Source organism: Nonomuraea sp. JJY05 (assembly GCF_043496855.1).
In the GTDB taxonomy this organism is placed as follows: domain Bacteria; phylum Actinomycetota; class Actinomycetes; order Streptosporangiales; family Streptosporangiaceae; genus Nonomuraea.
Genome location: NZ_JBIEIS010000012.1, coordinates 39004 through 54660, shown reverse-complemented (window position 1 = coordinate 54660; position 15657 = coordinate 39004). Strand labels below are relative to the sequence as shown.

Sequence of the window (15657 nt, the reverse complement as noted above, 5' to 3'; positions counted from 1 at the left end):
ACCGATCGTAGAGGGGTCGTCGAGGCGGGGAGGGGAAGTCGGCAAGATTCTCCGCCAGAACCACCGGCCGTACCAGCAGAAACAGGGACAAGCGGGGCTCAGGTCACCTTCACCGTGATGGTGTGCCACCCGGTCGCGCCGTCGGGCGCGGGCGGGGCCTCCTGCTCGGTCTGGGTACGCCCGGCGGCGTCGGTCGCCCGCACCTGGATCGTGTGCTCCCCCGCCGTGGCGTCCCAGTCGATCGACCACTGCCGCCAGGTGTCGGGCCCCGGCACCTCGGCCAGCCTCGCCTGCCGCCACTGCCCCTGATCGACCCTGACCTCCACGGCGTCCACCCCGGTGTGCTGCGCCCAGGCCACACCGGCGATCGTGGCGCGTCCGGCCTTCAGTGAATCGCCCGACTTGGGCACGTCGATCCGCGACTGCGTTTTGATGGGCCCCTTGGCCGACCAGCCGCGCGGCGTCCAGTACGCCTCGTCCTGGTCGAACCTGGTCACCTTGATGTCCACGACCCACTTGGTGGCCGACACGTACCCGTACAGACCGGGCACCACCTGGCGCACGGGGAAGCCGTGGGCCACGGGGAGCGCCTCGCCGTTCATCGCGATCGCGAACAGCGCGTCGCGGCCGTCCATGATCACGTCGACCGGGGTGCCGCAGGTGAAGCCGTCGGCCGAGGTGGACAGGAGCATGTCGGCCTCGGACCGGAGCCCGGCCCGGCGCAGCACCTCGGCCATGCGGACGCCGAGCCAGCGGGCGTTGCCGACGTACTCGCCGCCGACCTCGTTGGAGACGCAGGTGAGCGTGACGTCGGCCTCGGTGAGCGGCATGCCGAGAAGCTCCTGGTACGTGAGCTCGATAGGCCGGTCGACCATGCCGTGGATGCGCAGCTTCCAGGCGTCCGGGTCCACCTGGGGGACGACCAGCGCCGTGTCGACCCTATAGAAGTCACGATTACTCGTAATAAATGGAGACAAGCCCCTGATGTGGAGGTCAGCGCCTGCCGGAACGGGCTTGGCCGGGGTCGCGGGCCTGGGCAGTGCCACCCTCACTCGCGCGGCGTCCACGGCCCGCCGCCCACCCAGCGACTGCCCGAGCACGGCGCCCCCGATCGCGACCACCGCCCCGCCGGCGGCTCCGGTCAGCAGCCGCCGCCGGTCGAACGTCCACAGATCCGCCCCGGCCAGCATCACCGCGGGCCGCTCCAGGCCGTCACGGCCCTCGCCACGACCGTCCCCAAGGGCACCGGTGGACTCCGTCGCATCGACTGACGCGGTCGCACCGGCGTTCTCCGCGGCGCCGGCAGACTCCAAGGCATCGGCGGACCGGGGCGCCGGAGAGGTGAAGGGCTCGCCCGCTGCTCGCCGTACCAGCCGGCTCAGCGTCCAGGCGCCGGCCGCCGCCCCCACCACCGTCGGCAGCGCGTCCAGGACCCCGGCATCGGACCGGGTCAGCACCGCCACCAGGCCGATCGCCGCGAAAACGGCCAGCCCGGCGTAGCCGTAGGCGAGCCTGCGGACGGCCAGCGTCCCGATGAGGGGCGCGATCCCGCCGAGCACCACGATCAGCACGCCCGCGATGAGGACGTTCTTGTCGTTCTCGCCGAACGCTCTGATCGCGAAGTCCTTGACCGGAGCGGGCGTCAGATCGATCGTCGCGTCGCCCACCGCCACCACGGGCGATGACTTGGGCCCGGCGAACGCGGCCAAGAGCTGCGCGATCCCGAGGGCCACGCCCCCGGCCACCAGCCCCATCAGGCCCCTCGCCCAGGCGGGCACCACCGAATTACTCTGCACAGTCCGACGTTACGCCGCCCGGCGCGGAGCGGTTCTTACACGGTGGTTACGAGCTGAGCAGATCGCGCACGAGGGGCGCCAGCGCGCGGAAGGCCCGGCCCCGATGGCTGATCGCGTCCTTCTCGTCCGGCGACATCTCGGCCGTCGTGCGCTCCTCGCCGTCGGGCACGAAGATCGGGTCGTAGCCGAACCCGTTGGACCCCCGGCGGGCGGAGATCAGATGGCCCTGGAGCGCGCCCTCCACCACCCGGGACTCCCCCGACGGCAGCGCCAGCGCGGCGGCGCAGGCGAAGTGCGCGGTCAGCTTGTCGGCGGGCACGTCGGAGACCTGCGCGAGCAGCAGATCCAGGTTGGCCTGGTCGTCGCCGTGCCGCCCCGACCAGCGGGCGGAGAAGACGCCCGGCATGCCGCCCAGCACGTCGACGCAGAGCCCCGAGTCGTCGGCCACCGCGGGCAGGCCCGAGCCCTGAGCCACGGCGTGCGCCTTGAGCAGCGCGTTTTCCTCGAACGTGACGCCCGTCTCGGCGACCTCGCCGATCGAGGGGAACTCCTCGAGCCCGACGATGTCGAACCCGGACAGGATCCGGCGCAGCTCCGCTATCTTGCCCGCGTTGCGGGTGGCCAGCACGATCCTCATGAGCCCAGGGCCTCCTGCTGGATCAGCGCGAGCTCCTCGCAGCCACCCACTGCCAGGTCCAGGAGCTGGTTGAGCGCCGCCCGGTCGAAGGGGGCGCCCTCGGCGGTGCCCTGCACCTCGACGAAGCTGCCCTCGCCGGTCATCACGACATTCATGTCGGTCTCGGCGGCCACGTCTTCGGTGTAGCAGAGGTCGAGCATCGGCACCGAGCCGACCACCCCGACGGACACGGCCGCGACCGAGCCGATCAGCGGCTCGCCCGGGCACATCCGGCGCTCGCGCATCCAGGCGATCGCGTCGGCGAGCGCCACATAGGCACCGGTGATCGCGGCGGTCCTGGTGCCGCCGTCGGCGTCCAGCACGTCGCAGTCGAGCAGAATGGAGTTTTCTCCCAGCGCCTTGTAATCGACGCAAGCGCGAAGGGAACGGCCGATCAGCCGGGAAATCTCGTGCGTCCGGCCGCCGATTTTGCCGCGGACCGATTCGCGATCGTTGCGAGTATTGGTCGCCCGGGGCAGCATGGCGTATTCGGCCGTAACCCACCCCTGACCGCTGCCCCTGCGCCACCTGGGCACGCTGTCCTGGACCGAGGCCGCGCACAACACCCGCGTGTTGCCGAATTCGACCAGCACCGATCCCTCGGCGTGGGCGAGCCAACGCCTGGTGATGGTTATGGGACGTAGCTGGTCAGGGTTGCGGCCATCCTGTCGGGACATGCAGATCACCCTATCTCCGCGCCACGACACTCTTGACCAAATGTGTCCGCCACATGGATCCTTACGCAATGACAACGGGGGTGTTGCGTAACCCTGACTTCCTCCGGTTCCTCAGTTCGCACGTCGCCAGTGAACTCGGGGCGAATATCTCCCGTGTTGCGCTCCCGCTCGCGGCCGTGCTCGCGCTGAATGCCGGTCCGGTGGAGATCGGGGTCCTGTCAGCACTGCAGACGACGGCGTTCCTGCTGATCGGCCTGCCCGCGGGGGTGTGGGTCGACCGGATGCGCCGGCGGCGCGTGATGCTGGTCTCCGACCTGGCCAGGTTCCTGCTGCTCGCGAGCATCCCGCTGGCCGCGGAGCTGGGGCTGCTGACGATCGGCCTGATGTTCGCCATCGCGCTGCTGGCCGGCGTGGCCCAGGTCTTCAACGACGTGGCCGACCAGACGTACCTGCCGGAGCTGGTCGGCACCACGCAGCTCAGTGACGGCAACTCCAAGCTGGAGATCGTGCGGTCGGGCTCGTTCCTGTCCGGGCCGGTCGTGGGGGGCGCGCTGGTGCAGCTGTTGGGGGCGCCGCGCACGCTGTTCGCCACGGCGCTGGGCGCGCTCGCCTCGGTGCTCTTCCTGGGCACGATCAGGGCCCCCGACAAGCCGCCCGCCGTCACCGAGCGCACCCCGCTGCTGCGGGGCATCGGCGAGGGCCTCTCGTACCTGTGGCGCGACCGGCTGCTGCGCATGTTAGCCACCTCGTCGGTGGCCGGAAACCTGTGCACCAGCGCCGTGCTCGGCCTGTCGGTGCTGTTCCTGGCCCAGGTGGTCAAGCTGCCCCCCAGCACCATCGGCCTGCTGCTCATGTCGGGCGGCATCGGCGGCCTGATCGGCGGTTTGACCGGCTCCTGGCTGTCCAGGCGGTACGGCACCGCGAGGATGACCTGGCTGGCGGCCACCCTGGGCTCGCCCTTCGGCCTGCTGCTGCCGATGACGCAGGCCGACTGGCGCGTGGTGTGCTTCGCGATCACTTCGATCGCGCTCACTTGGAGCGCGACATTGTTGAACGTGGGCCAGATCACCTATCGGCAGACCGTGACCCCCGAGCACCTGCTCGGCCGGGTCAACGCGTCGGTGAGGTTCATGACCTGGGGCATCGCCCCGCTGGGCGCGGTGCTCGGCGGCCTCTTGGCCCAGCAGATCGGCGTGCGCGAGGCCCTGTGGGTGATCATGGCGGCCCGGCTGCTGACCTTCGTGCCGCTGCTGTTCTCCCCGTTACCCCGCTTGCGCGACTTCACCCAGGTTCAGGCCAAGTCGTAGACCGCGCCGCTGCGGGCCAGCTCGATCGGGCCGTCGAAGCCGCCACCCATCGCCTCCTCGAGCACGGTGGCCTGGTCGTTCCACGGGACGAGGTGGGTGAGCACGAGCCGGTCGACGCCGGCCTCGGCCGCGTGCCGGGCGGCCTGGCGGCCGGTCAGGTGCAGGTCGGCGGGCAGGTCCGGGCCCTCCACGAACGACGCCTCGCACAGCAGCAGGTCGGCGCCCGTGGCCAGCTTCACCAGCTCGCTCGACTCGCCGGTGTCGCCGGAGTAGGCCACGCACCGGCCGCCGCCGCTCACGCGGAAGCCGTACGCCTCGACCGGGTGGTTGACCAGCCCCGCGGTCAGCGTGAACGGACCGATCTCGAACGAGCCCGGCGCCAGCGGCACGAAGTCGAACGCGGTCTCCAGGCCCGGCTCGTCCGGCATCCCGTACGCGGCCGACAGCCGGGCGGGCGCGCCGGCCGGCGCGTAGACGGGCACGGTGGGGTACGGCGCGCCGGGCCCGTACGTGCGGACCACGTGGTAGGAGCACAGGTCGAGACAGTGGTCGGCATGCAGGTGCGACAGGCAGATCGCGTCCACGTCGTACGGGCTGATGTGGCGTTGGAGCGCGCCGAGCGACCCGTTGCCGAGGTCGAGCAGCATCCTGAACCCGTCCACCTCGATGAGGTAGCAGGACGCGGGGCTGTCGGGCCCGGGGAAGCTGCCCGAACACCCGACGATGGTCACCTTCATGTGGGCTCCTTCCCGATGCGACGCTCCGCGTCGCGCCCCGGCCGCACGAACCCGGTGTCGTCGCCTCTCAGTCCCGACACCGGCGCGGCCGAGTGGCCGTTAGAGGTAGTACCCCCCACTGGTGCGACTTCGACCACATCGATCTCCGGCCCCAGGAAACGTCGCCCGAGCCGGGCGAAGAGCAGGGAGTCGCCGGTGGCGCGGAAACGGTGCCGGGGGGTGGCCTCGCCTCCTGCCGCCAGATCGCGGTCGTGCAGGATCCGATAGACGTCCTTGGCCGTCTCCTCGGCGCTGGAGACCAGCGTGACACCGTCGCCGACGACATAGGAGATGGCGCCGGTGAGCAGCGGATAGTGGGTGCAGCCGAGGATGAGGGTGTCGCATCCGGCGGCCCTGATGGGCTCCAGGTACTCGCCCAGGACCTCGATGAGCTCGTCGCTCATCGTCTCCCCGCGCTCGACGTACTCCACCAGGCGTGGGGCGGCCACGCCGGTGAGCTGCACGTCGGGCGCCGCGGTGAAGGCGTCGTGGTAGGCCATGGACTCGATCGTGGCCCTGGTGGCGATCACGCCGACCCTGCCCGTACGGGTGGCCCGCACCGCGCGCCTGGTGGCGGGCTGGATCACCTCGACGACCGGCACGTCGTAACGCTCGCGGGCGTCGCGCAGCACCGCGGCGCTGGCGCTGTTGCAGGCGATCACGAGCATCTTCACGCCGTGCTCGACGAGGTGGTCCATCACCTCCAGGGCGTAGGCGCGGACCTCCGCGATGCGTTTCGGCCCGTACGGCTGACGGGCCGTGTCGGCCACGTACGTAATGGACTCATGGGGCAACTGGTCGATGATCGCGCGAGCGACCGTAAGGCCGCCGACCCCGCTGTCGAAGATCCCAATACTCGCGTCCGGCACGCTCTAGAGGGTAGGCGACCTGCACGATCAACTCTGCGTAAGAATGCTCACAGGTACGACACGCGGGCGTGCGGCGGTGTTGGGTTCGTCACATCCGGGCCGGTCAGCCGCGTCCGACCCGGGCGAGTTGGCGCGACTGGGCGACGAGGCGGCCCGTGGAGTCGCGCACCTCGACCTCCTCGTCGAACCAGCCGTCCGAGATCAGCCGGCCGCTGCCGAGCAGCGTGAGCCAGCCGGGGGCGGGCAGCGCCCGCAGGTGCCAGGTGAGGTCCACGGTCGGCGCCCAGCCCCGCGCGCCCGCCGAGAACACCACCGGCGGCAGCGCGTCCACGGCCAGCGCGAGCACGTACGGGTCCGGGTCCTGGGGCTCGGCCATCCTGAAGTACGCCCGCGACTCCGGCCTGCCGCTGGGCTCGCCCTTCAGCCAGCCGATCGTGGGCGGGTCGAAGAGCAGCTCCATCCGGGCGTTCAGGTTCATGCCCGACTCGGGCTTGGGGTCGGGGAGCTTGGCGCAGTCCTCGATGCCGGGCATGTCGTACGCCGGTTTTTCCGCATAAATCGGCTCGACCTCGTTCAACGTGGCCGTCGTGACCAGCCCCTCGATGTGCGCCACGCCGTCCTGCACCAGCGTGGTCCGGGCGAACGCGGCCGTCCTGCCCGCCTTGAGCGGCTCGATCCTGACCTGCGCGGGCCCGGCGACCGGCGCCTTCAGGAACTGCGCCGTCGTGCTCACCGGATGCTCGAACGGCGAGGCGTCCACCGCCGCGCGCAGGATCACGGCCATCAGGTAGCCGCCGTTGAGGGGGCCGCCGATCGCGTATCCGGGGTCGAGGCACACGTCGTACGTGCCCTCGTCGATCCTGATCGCCTGAGTCGCCTCGTCGAACTTGGTCATCCGCGCCCGCCTCAACTCCGGAATTATGTTCTAGCGTCCGCATAGTCTATGGCATCCCCCTATCAGCGTGCCTACCTGCGAAAACATGATTCGGTTGAGAAAGTTCGATCATGGCAAGTGTCACCGAACTCCTCGGTCAGTCCGTTTGGGACTCCGACGGGATATGGGTCGGCCACGTGGTGGACATCCGCGTGATCAAGCACAAGGGCGAGCTCCAGAGGAGCCACACCGTCTACGGACTGATCGTCTCCAGCCGCCGCGCGCCGCTGCTGCTCGGTCTCACCCGGGACAACCAGGACCGCGCGTCCTGGCTCTCCCGCGCACTGTCCCGGCTGGTCTATGTGGGCTGCACGTTCGTGCCCTGGTCGTGCGTAGCCGACTATGGAACGGGCGAGGTCCACATCAACGCGCTCAGAAAGGAACTCAGCAGGGTCTGAATCACACTTCAGCACATTGCAAGCGCCCGTCTAGCAACATCAGCTAACTTCTCTGTGGTCAAAAGTCCACATTGTGAGTTGAGTGATGTCTGCGAATAATCCCCCCTACGGCCAGGATCCTGACCGGACCACGGCGTACAACTGGAACCAGGGGCAGCAGCCGGAGAACCCCCCGACGATGCCTCAGTCATCGGGACAGCCGTACCCGCCGCAGCAGCCCTACCAGCAGGGGGGCTACGGCCAGCAGGCGTCCTACGGGCAGCAGCAGCCGTACAACCCGCAGCAGGGGTACGGCCAGCAGCAGCCCACCTACGACGCGGGCTACGGCCAGCAGAGCTCGTACGGCCAGCAGCAGAACTGGCAGCAGGGCTGGCAGCAGGGCCAGGGTTGGCAGCAGGAACAGCAGCAGCAGGGTTGGCAGAACGACCAGTACGCCCAGAGCGGCTGGCAGCAGCAGGGGCCCGACGGGTTCGGCCCGGCGCAACCGCCCAAGAAGGGCCGCAAGACCTGGATCGTCGCCGCGGCCGCCGCGCTCGCGGTGATCCTGCTCGGCGGCGGCGCCGTATGGGCCATGGGCGCCATCGGCGGCGGCGGCACGCAGCCGAACGAGGTCCTGCCCGCCAACTCGATCGCCTACGCCCGGCTCGACCTGGACCCGGCCGCGAACCAGAAGCTGGCGCTGTTCGAGATCGCCAGGAAGTTCACGGTCACCAAGGACTCCTTCACCGGCGAGGACCCGCGCAAGGCGCTCTTCGACACGATCAACTCCGACTCCTCCAAGGTCGACTTCGCCAAGGACGTCGACCCCTGGCTGGGCAGCCGGGTCGGCTTCGCCGCCGTGCCCTCGGGCAAGGAGGAGCCCGACTTCGCGGTGGCCGTCCAGATCAAGGACGAGGCGCAGGCCAAGGCCGGCATCGCCAAGCTGATGAAGGAGGAGAAGTACGGTCTCGCCTTCCGTGAGGACTACGCGCTGCTGAGCTCGACCCAGGAGCTGGCCGACAAGTTCGCGAAATCCGAGGGCAGCCTGGCCGACAACGCCGAGTTCAACGACGACATGGGCGCGGTCGGCGAGCAGGGCGTGCTGTCGTACTGGGCCGACATGGGCGGGCTCATGGAGCTGGCCAAGAAGGAGGTCCCGGCCGAGCAGGCCGCCCTCGTGGACCAGGTCAAGGACGCCAGGTTCGCCGGCGCGCTGCGCTTCGACAGCGCCTACGTCGAGCTCGCCGGCCTCGTGCGCGGCGCCAAGGGCATGACCCCCGAGGGTGACCTGCCCAAGGCCAACCTGGGCACGCTGCCCGCCACCACGGCGGCCGCCGTGTCGATCTCCGGCCTCGACCAGATGGTCACCAAGCAGTGGGACCAGATCCAGAAGCAGGCCGCGGCGACCGGCGGCGCCGAGGTCAAGCAGATGCTGGAGCAGGCGCAGAGCCAGCTCGGGCTGCAGCTGCCCGGCGACCTGGCCACGATCTTCGGCAAGAACTTCACGCTCGCCGTGGACAGCCAGGGCCTGGGCGGCGACCAGATCAAGGGCGGCGTGCGCATCGCCACCGACCCGGCCAAGGCGCAGGCCATCGTCGACAAGGTCCAGAAGGCGCTGACCTCCCAGGGCCAGACCATGCCGCAGATCGCCAAGGTCGCCGGCGACGGCGTCTTCACCGTGGCGACGACGGACGAGTACGCCAAGCAGCTGGCCGGTGAGGGCACGCTGGGCGACTCGGAGACGTTCCAGACGGCGATCCCCAACGCGGACGACGCCAACTACGCGGTCTTCGTGGACCTGGACAAGGTGGAGAGCCTTTACCTCAAGTCCATGGAGGGCGACGACAAGGCCAACCTGCAGGTGCTGCGGGCCGTCGGGATGAGCGGCACGCAGACCGACACCGAGGCGACGTTCTCGCTGCGGCTGCTGTTCAACTGAGCACGCAACGGAACAGGCGGCCGGACCCTCATGGGCCGGCCGCCTGTTTCATGCTCGTCTCAGGCCCAGAGCTGGCCTTCGAGGCGCTCTTCCGCCTCCTCCAGGGTGCCCTCGTAGGCGCCCGTGGACAGGTATTTCCAGCCGCCGTCGGCCACCACGAACACGACGTCGGCGCGCTCGCCCGCCTTGACCGCCTTCTTGGCCACGCCCAGCGCCGCGTGCAGCGCCGCGCCGGTCGAGACGCCGGCGAAGATGCCCTCGGAGGCCAGCAGCTCGCGCGTGCGCCGCAGCGCGTCGGCCGAGCCCACCGAGAAGCGGGTGGTCAGCACGGACTCGTCGTAGAGCTCGGGGATGAAGCCCTCGTCCACGTTGCGCAGCCCGTAGACCAGCTCGCCGTAACGCGGCTCGGCGGCGACGATCTGCACGTCCGGCACCCGCTCGCGCAGGAACCGCCCGACGCCCATCAGCGTGCCCGTCGTGCCGAGCCCGGCCACGAAGTGGGTGACGGTGGGCAGGTCCTCGAGGATCTCCGGGCCGGTGGTCTCGTAGTGCGAGCGCCAGTTGGCCGGGTTTCCGTACTGGTAGAGCATCACCCAGGAGGGATTCTGGACCGCCAGCTCCTTGGCCACGCGTACGGCCTCGTTGGAGCCGCCCGCCGCGGGCGAGGAGATGATCTCCGCGCCCCACATGCGCAGGAGCTGACGGCGCTCCTCCGAGGTGTTCTCGGGCATCACGCAGATCAGCCTGTAGCCCTTGAGCTTGGCCGACATGGCGAGGGAGATGCCGGTGTTGCCGCTGGTGGGCTCGAGGATCGTGCAGCCGGGCGTGAGCCGGCCGTCCTTCTCGGCCTCCTCGATCATCCACAGGGCGGGCCTGTCCTTGATCGACCCGGTCGGGTTGCGGTCTTCGAGCTTGGCCCAGATCCGCACGTCGGCGGAGGGCGACAACCGCGGCAGCCCCACGAGGGGCGTGCGGCCGACCGAGTCGATCAGCGAGTCGAACCGCATGTCACCCGCCGGCGACGGCAGGCAGCACGGTCACCGTGTCGCCGTCGGACAGCGGCGTGCCCAGGCCGCCCAGGAAGCGCACGTCCTCGTCGTTCAGGTAGACGTTGACGAAGCGGCGCAGGCTGCCCGCGTCGACCAGGCGCTCCTTGATGCCGGGGTGGCGCGACTCCAGATTGCTGATCAGCTCTTCGAGGGTGGCGCCCTCGGCGTCGACGGCCTTGGCGCCGTCGGTGTAGTTACGCAGGATGGTCGGAATGCGAACCTCGATGGCCATCGCGCTCAGTCTCCTCAGATCAGGTCGTCGTCCCATCGGCAGCAACACCGATGGCCGTACGCGGATTCCGCGTGACGTTCCAGCAAGAAATCTGCTCGTCGGGCTGCCGCCCTGCTGTCACACCCCGTGGCAGTGGAGCGGCAGATTTCTCGCGGGACAGTCGTAGACAACGACAGCCGGAGTGTGCGCGAAGAGGAAGCTCTGCACCGGCCTGGCCATCATGGGAGAAACCTTACCTCTTCCTCGGTAATCACTCCGTCGAGGATCCGGTACGAGCGGAACTCCACCTCGGCCTCGTCCCGCGTGGAGACCAGGACGTAGTGGGCGTTCGGCTCGGAGGCGTAGGAGACGTCGGTGCGCGACGGGTACGCCTCGGTGGCCGTGTGGGAGTGGTAGATCACGACGGGCTCCTCGTCGCGGTCGTCCATCTCACGCCAGACGCGCAGCTGCTCCATGGAGTCGAAGCGGTAGAAGGTGGGCGAGCGCTCGGCGTTCTCCATCGGGACGAACCGCTCGGGGACACCGTTCTTGCCCGCGATCACCCCGCACGCCTCGTCGGGGTGGTCGGCACGGGCATGGGCGACGATCTTGTCCACCAGTTCCTGCGAGATCGACAGCATGCCCGGAAATTACCAGAGCGCCCGGACCAGGCTGTCCTGGAGGTAGGTCAGCCAGTCGTAGGTGAGGTAGGCCGGGTAGCGAGGGTCGTCCTCGGACATCACGGCGATCTCGTCGTGGACCTCCTCGGTCACGTCGAGCTTGGTGCCGAGCGTCAGGCGCACGTCGTTGAGCGAGCGCAGCCAGGCCTGGGCCTGCTCGGGCGTGAGCTCCGCGCGGCCGGACCTGGCGGTGTCGAAGACGGTCTGCGCGTCGGCCCGCTTGCCGTCGCGCAAGGTGGCCTCGGTGTAGCGGCGGAACTCCGCCGAGTCCTTCTCGTCCTCGTACGCCGACGGGAACAGCCTGGCCAGCACCGGGTCGGTCGGCGCCTCTCCCCCGCCGATGCCCAGCGCCCGCTCCAGCGGGTCGTCGCTGGTGCGCCCCGGCTCCACGATGCCCAGCATCATCGACACGAGCGAGCGCAGGAGCGAGACCTCCGCGGCCTCGAACTCCGCGACGACGACGCCGCCCTTGCCCGACGAGAACCCCGATGTCACCCGCGCCGCCTCACTGACCTCATGTGCCTCACTTGACCGAGTCCGGCTGGACCGTCGCCCACAGGCCGTAGGAGTGGAGAATCTGCACATCGCGTTCCATCTCTTCCCGCGTGCCACTGGACACGACGGCCTTGCCCTTCTGGTGTACGTCCAGCATGAGTTTTTCGGCCTTCTCCCTCGTGTAGCCGAAGACCGATTGGAAGACATAGGTCACGTAGGACATGAGGTTGACCGGGTCGTTCCAGACGATGGTCACCCATGGCAGATCGGGTCGGACGTCCGATGACGGACGCTCAACGGCGATTGGAGCGGTGCTACCCACATCCCCGAGTCTGCCCTATCTGGGCCGTAGTCTTCGAGTCGTGACAATGACCATGAGCACTGCGTTGCTCACAGATCACTATGAGCTGACGATGCTGCAGGCGGCACTCCGGAGCGGGGCGGCGCACAGGCGCGCCGTTTTCGAGGTGTTCGCCAGACATCTACCGGGTGGCAGGCGCTACGGGGTTGTCGCCGGTACGGGACGTGTCCTGGACGAGCTAGAACGCTTCCGTTTTAGTGAGGAAGAACTCACCTATTTGCGAGAGCGGCACGTCGTCGACGCCGACACTCTGGCGTTTCTCGCCGATTACCGGTTTTCCGGGAGCATCTACGGCTACCGCGAGGGCGACCTCTACTTCCCCGCTTCCCCGATCATGATCGTGGAGGGCACCTTCGCGGAGGCCGTGCTGCTGGAGACCCTCACGCTGTCGATCCTGAACCATGACTGTGCCATCGCCTCAGCAGCCTCCCGCATGACCAACGCCGCCGGCAAGCGGCCGCTCATCGAGATGGGCTCGCGCCGCACCCACGAGGGCGCCGCCGTCGCCGCCGCGCGGGCCGCGTACATCGCCGGGTTCGCCTCCACCTCCAACCTCATGGCCGGGTACGCCTACGGTGTGCCCACGGCCGGCACGGCGGCGCACGCGTTCACGCTGCTGCACGACTCCGAGAAGGACGCGTTCGAGGCCCAGATCGCCTCGCTCGGTCGCAAGACGACGCTGCTGGTGGACACGTACGACGTGACCGAGGCGGTGCGCACGGCCGTGGAGCTGGCCGGGCCGGAGCTGGGCGCGGTCCGCATCGACTCCGGCGACCTGGCCGCCGCCGCGCAGGAGGTGCGCGAGCAGCTCGACGCGCTCGGGGCCTTCGACACCCGCATCCTGGTCACCTCCGACCTGGACGAATACGCCATCGCCGCGCTCGCCGCCGCCCCCGTCGACGGTTACGGCGTCGGCACGTCCCTGGTGACCGGCTCCGGCGTGCCCACGGCCGCCCTGGTGTACAAGCTGGTGGCGAGGGAGACGGTCTCGGGCAAGCTGGAGGCCGTGGCCAAGCGCTCGGTGGGCAAACCGTCGCGCGGGGGCCGCAAGCAGGCGTACCGGCTCCTGGACGACGCGGGCAACGTGGAGACGGAGTTGATCACCACCGGCGGCCTGGCCCCCGAAGGGGGCATCCCCTTGCTGCACGAGCTGGTGCGCGACGGGCAGGTCGTGGGCAGGGAGCCCCTGTCCGCCGCCCGCGAGCGCCACGCCACCGCCGTCGCCAGCCTCCCCCAGGAGGCCCTGCACCTCGGCAGGGGGTACGCGGCCATCCCCACGGAGTTCGCCTGAGGCTCCCCGCGGCGGTGGGGTGGCGGGGTGAAGGGCGGGCCCTGTTATTAGAGTGCTGAATATGGGGACCGCATTGATCATCGTCGATGTGCAGAACGACTTCTGCGAGGGCGGCAGCCTGCCCGTGGCCGGCGGCTCGGAGGTGGCGGCGGCGATCACTCGCCACGTGACCGAACACGGCTATGACCACGTGGTGGCGACCCGCGACTACCACATCTCGCCCGGCGACCACTTCGCCGAATCGCCCGATTACGTCTCCACGTGGCCGGCGCACTGCGTGGCCGGGACCCCGGGAGCCGACTTCCACCCGTCGTTCGACGTGTCGGAGGTCGAGGAGGTGTTCAGCAAGGGCGCCTACGCCGCCGCGTACAGCGGTTTCGAGGGCCTTTCGAGCGACGGGGTCCCGCTGGCCGAGTGGCTCGGGGAGCGCGGGGTGCACGAGGTGGACGTGGTCGGGATCGCCACGGACCACTGCGTGCGCGCGACGGCGCTCGACGCGCTCAAGCACGGGCTGGCGGTGCGGGTGCTGCTGGACCTGACGGCCGGCGTGGCCCCGACGACCACGGAGGTGGCACTGGCGGAGCTCAAGGACGCGGGCGCCACTCTCCGGGGAGCGCCCTTCCTGGGCTGACAGCGTCATCCTTGATCGCGAAGCGTATGCGATAGGCAACGCTGCGTTCATGTGATATTCAAGAGGACGAACCCCCTCCGGAGCCGTAGTAATACGGAGAGTCACAAACTCCTTTTCGCGGGAGGTAGATACATGCTGGCCATCTCCCTGGGTGTGGCCTGGCTCGTCCTCGGCCCTCTCTGCCTGTGGCTGCTGGTCCGGGGCAGCACCGGCGAGCGGCTGGCCGCGATCGTGACGCTGGCGCTGCTGGAAGGCGGGACGATCGCGATGGGCGCCGAGGAACGACCGCCGCCCGCCCGTCAGGCGATCGTGGCGAACGTCATGCCCTCCTGCCAGGAGCGCGTCCCGGTCCCCCGGTCGGCGAAGGTGGCCCACGAGATCGTGCTGACCTGGGCGGCGGCGCCGCAGGAGTGCGGGGCGGCCGAGGTCGTGGTCCGGGCCGAGGGGCGCAAGCTGCGCCTGTGGCTGTACGAGGGCCCCAACGTCGGCAGCCGCCTGGCCGCGCTCACCGCGCGCCACCAGCGCGTGTTCACGCTGCCCGTGCACGTCGAGAGCGGCAGGGCCGCGCTGAGGCTGCCCATGCGGGACAAGCCGGATTACGTCCTGACCGATGGCCGCACCGGGCGACGCATCCCCCAGACGTAATCAGGGCACGGCCACCGCGAGCCGCAGCGCGTCGTCGAGCCGGGCGAAGACCTCGAACGCGTGCCGCAGTCCGGTGATCGACAGCACTCTGGCCATGACCCCCTGAACTCCTCCGAGCAGCAGCCGGGTCCCTCTCGACTCGCACCGCTGCATGACGCCGACGAGCTCGTTCATCCCCATGGAGTCGCAGAACGAGAGCTCGCCCAGGTCCAGGATCAGGAAGGGCTTGGGGGGAAGCGCCCAGACGGGCTCGAGGTGCTCGCGCAGCACCCGCAGGGCGTTGACGTCGAGTTCGCCCTCGAGCTTGAGGATGACGGCGTTTCGCGAGAGGCCGGAAGTCACGGTCAGCGTCGGCTTTCTGGTGACCTCAGACGACATGGGCAAAGTCCTTCTGCGTATCCCGAGACAAGCCAAGAGTGGTTGTTGCCTCTTCCGTCGAGTTTCTAACAGATGGGCAGCGCTCTGTGGCCAAACGCACAGAGTCACCCACCGTCACAGGCGACCGGCACGCGCGCAGCGCCGGGGGGCGGAGCGCCGCGCGCGACGGCTCCCTCAGACTGTCCCGAAGGTGATCACATAGGCGGCGAGCAGCACGGACAGGACGATCAGCAGGACGCCCGTGCCGCTGATCACCATGACGACGTTGGCCCGCTTCACCATCCAGCGGATGGCCGCCGCTGCCAGTGTGATCAAGGTCGTCAGGAGGAGGAGGGTCAAGGCTCTGGTATCGGTTGATGTTGGTATTGCCACCGAGAGGTGGAGGGCTAGTGTGGTCATGAAGGTTTTCCCTGGTGCGGATACGCGCTCTGACAGAAACCTCGCTCGCGGGCACCTCCGCCGATGATTGGGCTCGTCGCGGGGGTGTCCGCTGTCTTTCTGCGTGGGATGCCGCTCGTACCGGGTGTGGCTCATCGGACCCTCGCCACGAACCACCTCCACCCAT

The 15657-nt window shown here is 69.3% G+C and carries 19 protein-coding genes; 6 read left to right on the top strand and 13 right to left on the bottom strand.

Annotation, left to right across the window (positions count from 1 at the left end):
* Nucleotides 1–98: 98 nt before the first annotated feature.
* Genes ACFKCF_RS20350 through rph form a run of 3 tightly spaced genes read right to left on the bottom strand, consistent with a single transcriptional unit; the run spans nucleotide 99 to nucleotide 3149 of the window.
* A complete protein-coding gene (locus ACFKCF_RS20350; RefSeq protein WP_394495674.1) occupies nucleotides 99–1796 on the bottom strand; it encodes a molybdopterin-dependent oxidoreductase in 1698 nt (565 codons plus the stop codon).
* Nucleotides 1797–1842: 46 nt separating this feature from the next.
* Entirely contained in the window at nucleotides 1843–2433 is a 591-nt protein-coding gene (rdgB, locus tag ACFKCF_RS20345; protein WP_394495672.1) for an RdgB/HAM1 family non-canonical purine NTP pyrophosphatase, read from the bottom strand.
* Complete coding sequence (gene rph, locus ACFKCF_RS20340; RefSeq protein ID WP_394496053.1) at nucleotides 2430–3149, bottom strand: ribonuclease PH; 720 nt, start codon at nucleotides 3147–3149, stop codon at nucleotides 2430–2432. The genes rdgB and rph overlap by 4 nt, the downstream gene beginning before the upstream one ends.
* A gap of 53 nt (nucleotides 3150–3202) precedes the next feature.
* Between rph and ACFKCF_RS20335 the strand changes: the two genes are divergently transcribed.
* Nucleotides 3203–4456 (top strand): MFS transporter, encoded by a 1254-nt coding sequence (locus ACFKCF_RS20335; protein ID WP_394495671.1) that lies wholly within the window; start codon nucleotides 3203–3205, stop codon nucleotides 4454–4456.
* Here the strand turns inward: ACFKCF_RS20335 and ACFKCF_RS20330 are convergent.
* The 3 genes from ACFKCF_RS20330 to ACFKCF_RS20320 all read right to left on the bottom strand — a co-directional run bounded on the left by ACFKCF_RS20330 (nucleotide 4441) and on the right by ACFKCF_RS20320 (nucleotide 6996).
* Complete coding sequence (locus tag ACFKCF_RS20330) at nucleotides 4441–5193, bottom strand: MBL fold metallo-hydrolase (RefSeq protein WP_394495669.1); 753 nt, start codon at nucleotides 5191–5193, stop codon at nucleotides 4441–4443. The genes ACFKCF_RS20335 and ACFKCF_RS20330 overlap by 16 nt on opposite strands.
* Entirely contained in the window at nucleotides 5190–6101 is a 912-nt protein-coding gene (gene murI / locus ACFKCF_RS20325) for a glutamate racemase (RefSeq protein ID WP_394495668.1), read from the bottom strand. Before murI ends, ACFKCF_RS20330 begins: the two co-directional genes overlap by 4 nt.
* Before the next feature lie 103 nt (nucleotides 6102–6204).
* Nucleotides 6205–6996, bottom strand: a complete 792-nt coding sequence (locus tag ACFKCF_RS20320; protein ID WP_394495666.1) for a thioesterase family protein — start codon at nucleotides 6994–6996, stop codon at nucleotides 6205–6207.
* 110 nt (nucleotides 6997–7106) lie between these two features.
* On the opposite strand from ACFKCF_RS20320, the gene ACFKCF_RS20315 reads away from it, so the two are divergent.
* Both ACFKCF_RS20315 and ACFKCF_RS20310 read left to right on the top strand, forming a co-directional pair.
* Complete coding sequence (locus ACFKCF_RS20315; protein ID WP_394495664.1) at nucleotides 7107–7433, top strand: hypothetical protein; 327 nt, start codon at nucleotides 7107–7109, stop codon at nucleotides 7431–7433.
* An 85-nt stretch (nucleotides 7434–7518) separates the two neighbouring features.
* Nucleotides 7519–9351: a DUF3352 domain-containing protein gene (locus ACFKCF_RS20310; RefSeq protein ID WP_394496051.1), complete on the top strand. Its 1833-nt coding sequence runs from the start codon at nucleotides 7519–7521 to the stop codon at nucleotides 9349–9351.
* Nucleotides 9352–9410: 59 nt separating this feature from the next.
* Here the strand turns inward: ACFKCF_RS20310 and ACFKCF_RS20305 are convergent, their stop codons facing one another.
* The 5 genes from ACFKCF_RS20305 to clpS all read right to left on the bottom strand — a co-directional run bounded on the left by ACFKCF_RS20305 (nucleotide 9411) and on the right by clpS (nucleotide 12108).
* Entirely contained in the window at nucleotides 9411–10358 is a 948-nt protein-coding gene (locus tag ACFKCF_RS20305; RefSeq protein ID WP_394495662.1) for a PLP-dependent cysteine synthase family protein, read from the bottom strand.
* A 1-nt stretch (nucleotide 10359) separates the two neighbouring features.
* On the bottom strand, nucleotides 10360–10632 hold the full coding sequence (locus tag ACFKCF_RS20300) for a MoaD/ThiS family protein (RefSeq protein WP_394495660.1): 273 nt from the start codon (nucleotides 10630–10632) through the stop codon (nucleotides 10360–10362).
* Nucleotides 10633–10850: 218 nt separating this feature from the next.
* Nucleotides 10851–11252, bottom strand: coding sequence for a Mov34/MPN/PAD-1 family protein (locus tag ACFKCF_RS20295; RefSeq protein WP_394495659.1), 402 nt, complete (start codon nucleotides 11250–11252; stop codon nucleotides 10851–10853).
* Between the two features lie 9 nt (nucleotides 11253–11261).
* Nucleotides 11262–11786 (bottom strand): DUF2017 domain-containing protein, encoded by a 525-nt coding sequence (locus tag ACFKCF_RS20290; RefSeq protein ID WP_185071428.1) that lies wholly within the window; start codon nucleotides 11784–11786, stop codon nucleotides 11262–11264.
* Nucleotides 11787–11814: 28 nt separating this feature from the next.
* Nucleotides 11815–12108 (bottom strand): ATP-dependent Clp protease adapter ClpS, encoded by a 294-nt coding sequence (gene clpS, locus ACFKCF_RS20285; protein WP_394495657.1) that lies wholly within the window; start codon nucleotides 12106–12108, stop codon nucleotides 11815–11817.
* A 46-nt stretch (nucleotides 12109–12154) separates the two neighbouring features.
* Between clpS and ACFKCF_RS20280 the strand changes: the two genes are divergently transcribed.
* The 3 genes from ACFKCF_RS20280 to ACFKCF_RS20270 all read left to right on the top strand — a co-directional run bounded on the left by ACFKCF_RS20280 (nucleotide 12155) and on the right by ACFKCF_RS20270 (nucleotide 14714).
* Entirely contained in the window at nucleotides 12155–13438 is a 1284-nt protein-coding gene (locus ACFKCF_RS20280) for a nicotinate phosphoribosyltransferase (RefSeq protein WP_394495656.1), read from the top strand.
* Between the two features lie 61 nt (nucleotides 13439–13499).
* Nucleotides 13500–14069: a nicotinamidase gene (locus tag ACFKCF_RS20275; RefSeq protein ID WP_394495654.1), complete on the top strand. Its 570-nt coding sequence runs from the start codon at nucleotides 13500–13502 to the stop codon at nucleotides 14067–14069.
* Between the two features lie 132 nt (nucleotides 14070–14201).
* Nucleotides 14202–14714, top strand: coding sequence for a hypothetical protein (locus ACFKCF_RS20270; RefSeq protein ID WP_394495652.1), 513 nt, complete (start codon nucleotides 14202–14204; stop codon nucleotides 14712–14714).
* Here ACFKCF_RS20270 and ACFKCF_RS20265 read toward each other — a convergent pair whose 3' ends face one another.
* Both ACFKCF_RS20265 and ACFKCF_RS20260 read right to left on the bottom strand, forming a co-directional pair.
* Nucleotides 14715–15092 carry an STAS domain-containing protein gene (locus tag ACFKCF_RS20265; RefSeq protein WP_394495650.1) on the bottom strand — a complete coding sequence of 126 codons (378 nt, stop codon included), beginning with the start codon at nucleotides 15090–15092 and terminating at the stop codon, nucleotides 14715–14717.
* 174 nt (nucleotides 15093–15266) lie between these two features.
* Entirely contained in the window at nucleotides 15267–15407 is a 141-nt protein-coding gene (locus ACFKCF_RS20260; protein ID WP_394495649.1) for a hypothetical protein, read from the bottom strand.
* Between the last annotated feature and the right edge of the window lie 250 nt (nucleotides 15408–15657).

Excerpts from the sequence above, each read along its gene's own strand:
- rdgB (WP_394495672.1), bottom strand. The coding sequence starts at position 2,433 with ATGAGGATCGTGCTGGCCACCCGCAACGCGGGCAAGATAGCGGAGCTG.
- rph (WP_394496053.1), bottom strand. The coding sequence starts at position 3,149 with ATGTCCCGACAGGATGGCCGCAACCCTGACCAGCTACGTCCCATAACC.
- ACFKCF_RS20335 (WP_394495671.1), top strand. The coding sequence starts at position 3,203 with ATGGATCCTTACGCAATGACAACGGGGGTGTTGCGTAACCCTGACTTC.
- ACFKCF_RS20330 (WP_394495669.1), bottom strand. The coding sequence starts at position 5,193 with ATGAAGGTGACCATCGTCGGGTGTTCGGGCAGCTTCCCCGGGCCCGAC.
- ACFKCF_RS20320 (WP_394495666.1), bottom strand. The coding sequence starts at position 6,996 with ATGACCAAGTTCGACGAGGCGACTCAGGCGATCAGGATCGACGAGGGC.
- ACFKCF_RS20315 (WP_394495664.1), top strand. The coding sequence starts at position 7,107 with ATGGCAAGTGTCACCGAACTCCTCGGTCAGTCCGTTTGGGACTCCGAC.
- ACFKCF_RS20310 (WP_394496051.1), top strand. The coding sequence starts at position 7,519 with ATGTCTGCGAATAATCCCCCCTACGGCCAGGATCCTGACCGGACCACG.
- ACFKCF_RS20305 (WP_394495662.1), bottom strand. The coding sequence starts at position 10,358 with ATGCGGTTCGACTCGCTGATCGACTCGGTCGGCCGCACGCCCCTCGTG.
- ACFKCF_RS20300 (WP_394495660.1), bottom strand. The coding sequence starts at position 10,632 with ATGGCCATCGAGGTTCGCATTCCGACCATCCTGCGTAACTACACCGAC.
- ACFKCF_RS20295 (WP_394495659.1), bottom strand. The coding sequence starts at position 11,252 with ATGCTGTCGATCTCGCAGGAACTGGTGGACAAGATCGTCGCCCATGCC.
- ACFKCF_RS20280 (WP_394495656.1), top strand. The coding sequence starts at position 12,155 with ATGACCATGAGCACTGCGTTGCTCACAGATCACTATGAGCTGACGATG.
- ACFKCF_RS20275 (WP_394495654.1), top strand. The coding sequence starts at position 13,500 with ATGGGGACCGCATTGATCATCGTCGATGTGCAGAACGACTTCTGCGAG.
- ACFKCF_RS20270 (WP_394495652.1), top strand. The coding sequence starts at position 14,202 with ATGCTGGCCATCTCCCTGGGTGTGGCCTGGCTCGTCCTCGGCCCTCTC.
- ACFKCF_RS20265 (WP_394495650.1), bottom strand. The coding sequence starts at position 15,092 with ATGTCGTCTGAGGTCACCAGAAAGCCGACGCTGACCGTGACTTCCGGC.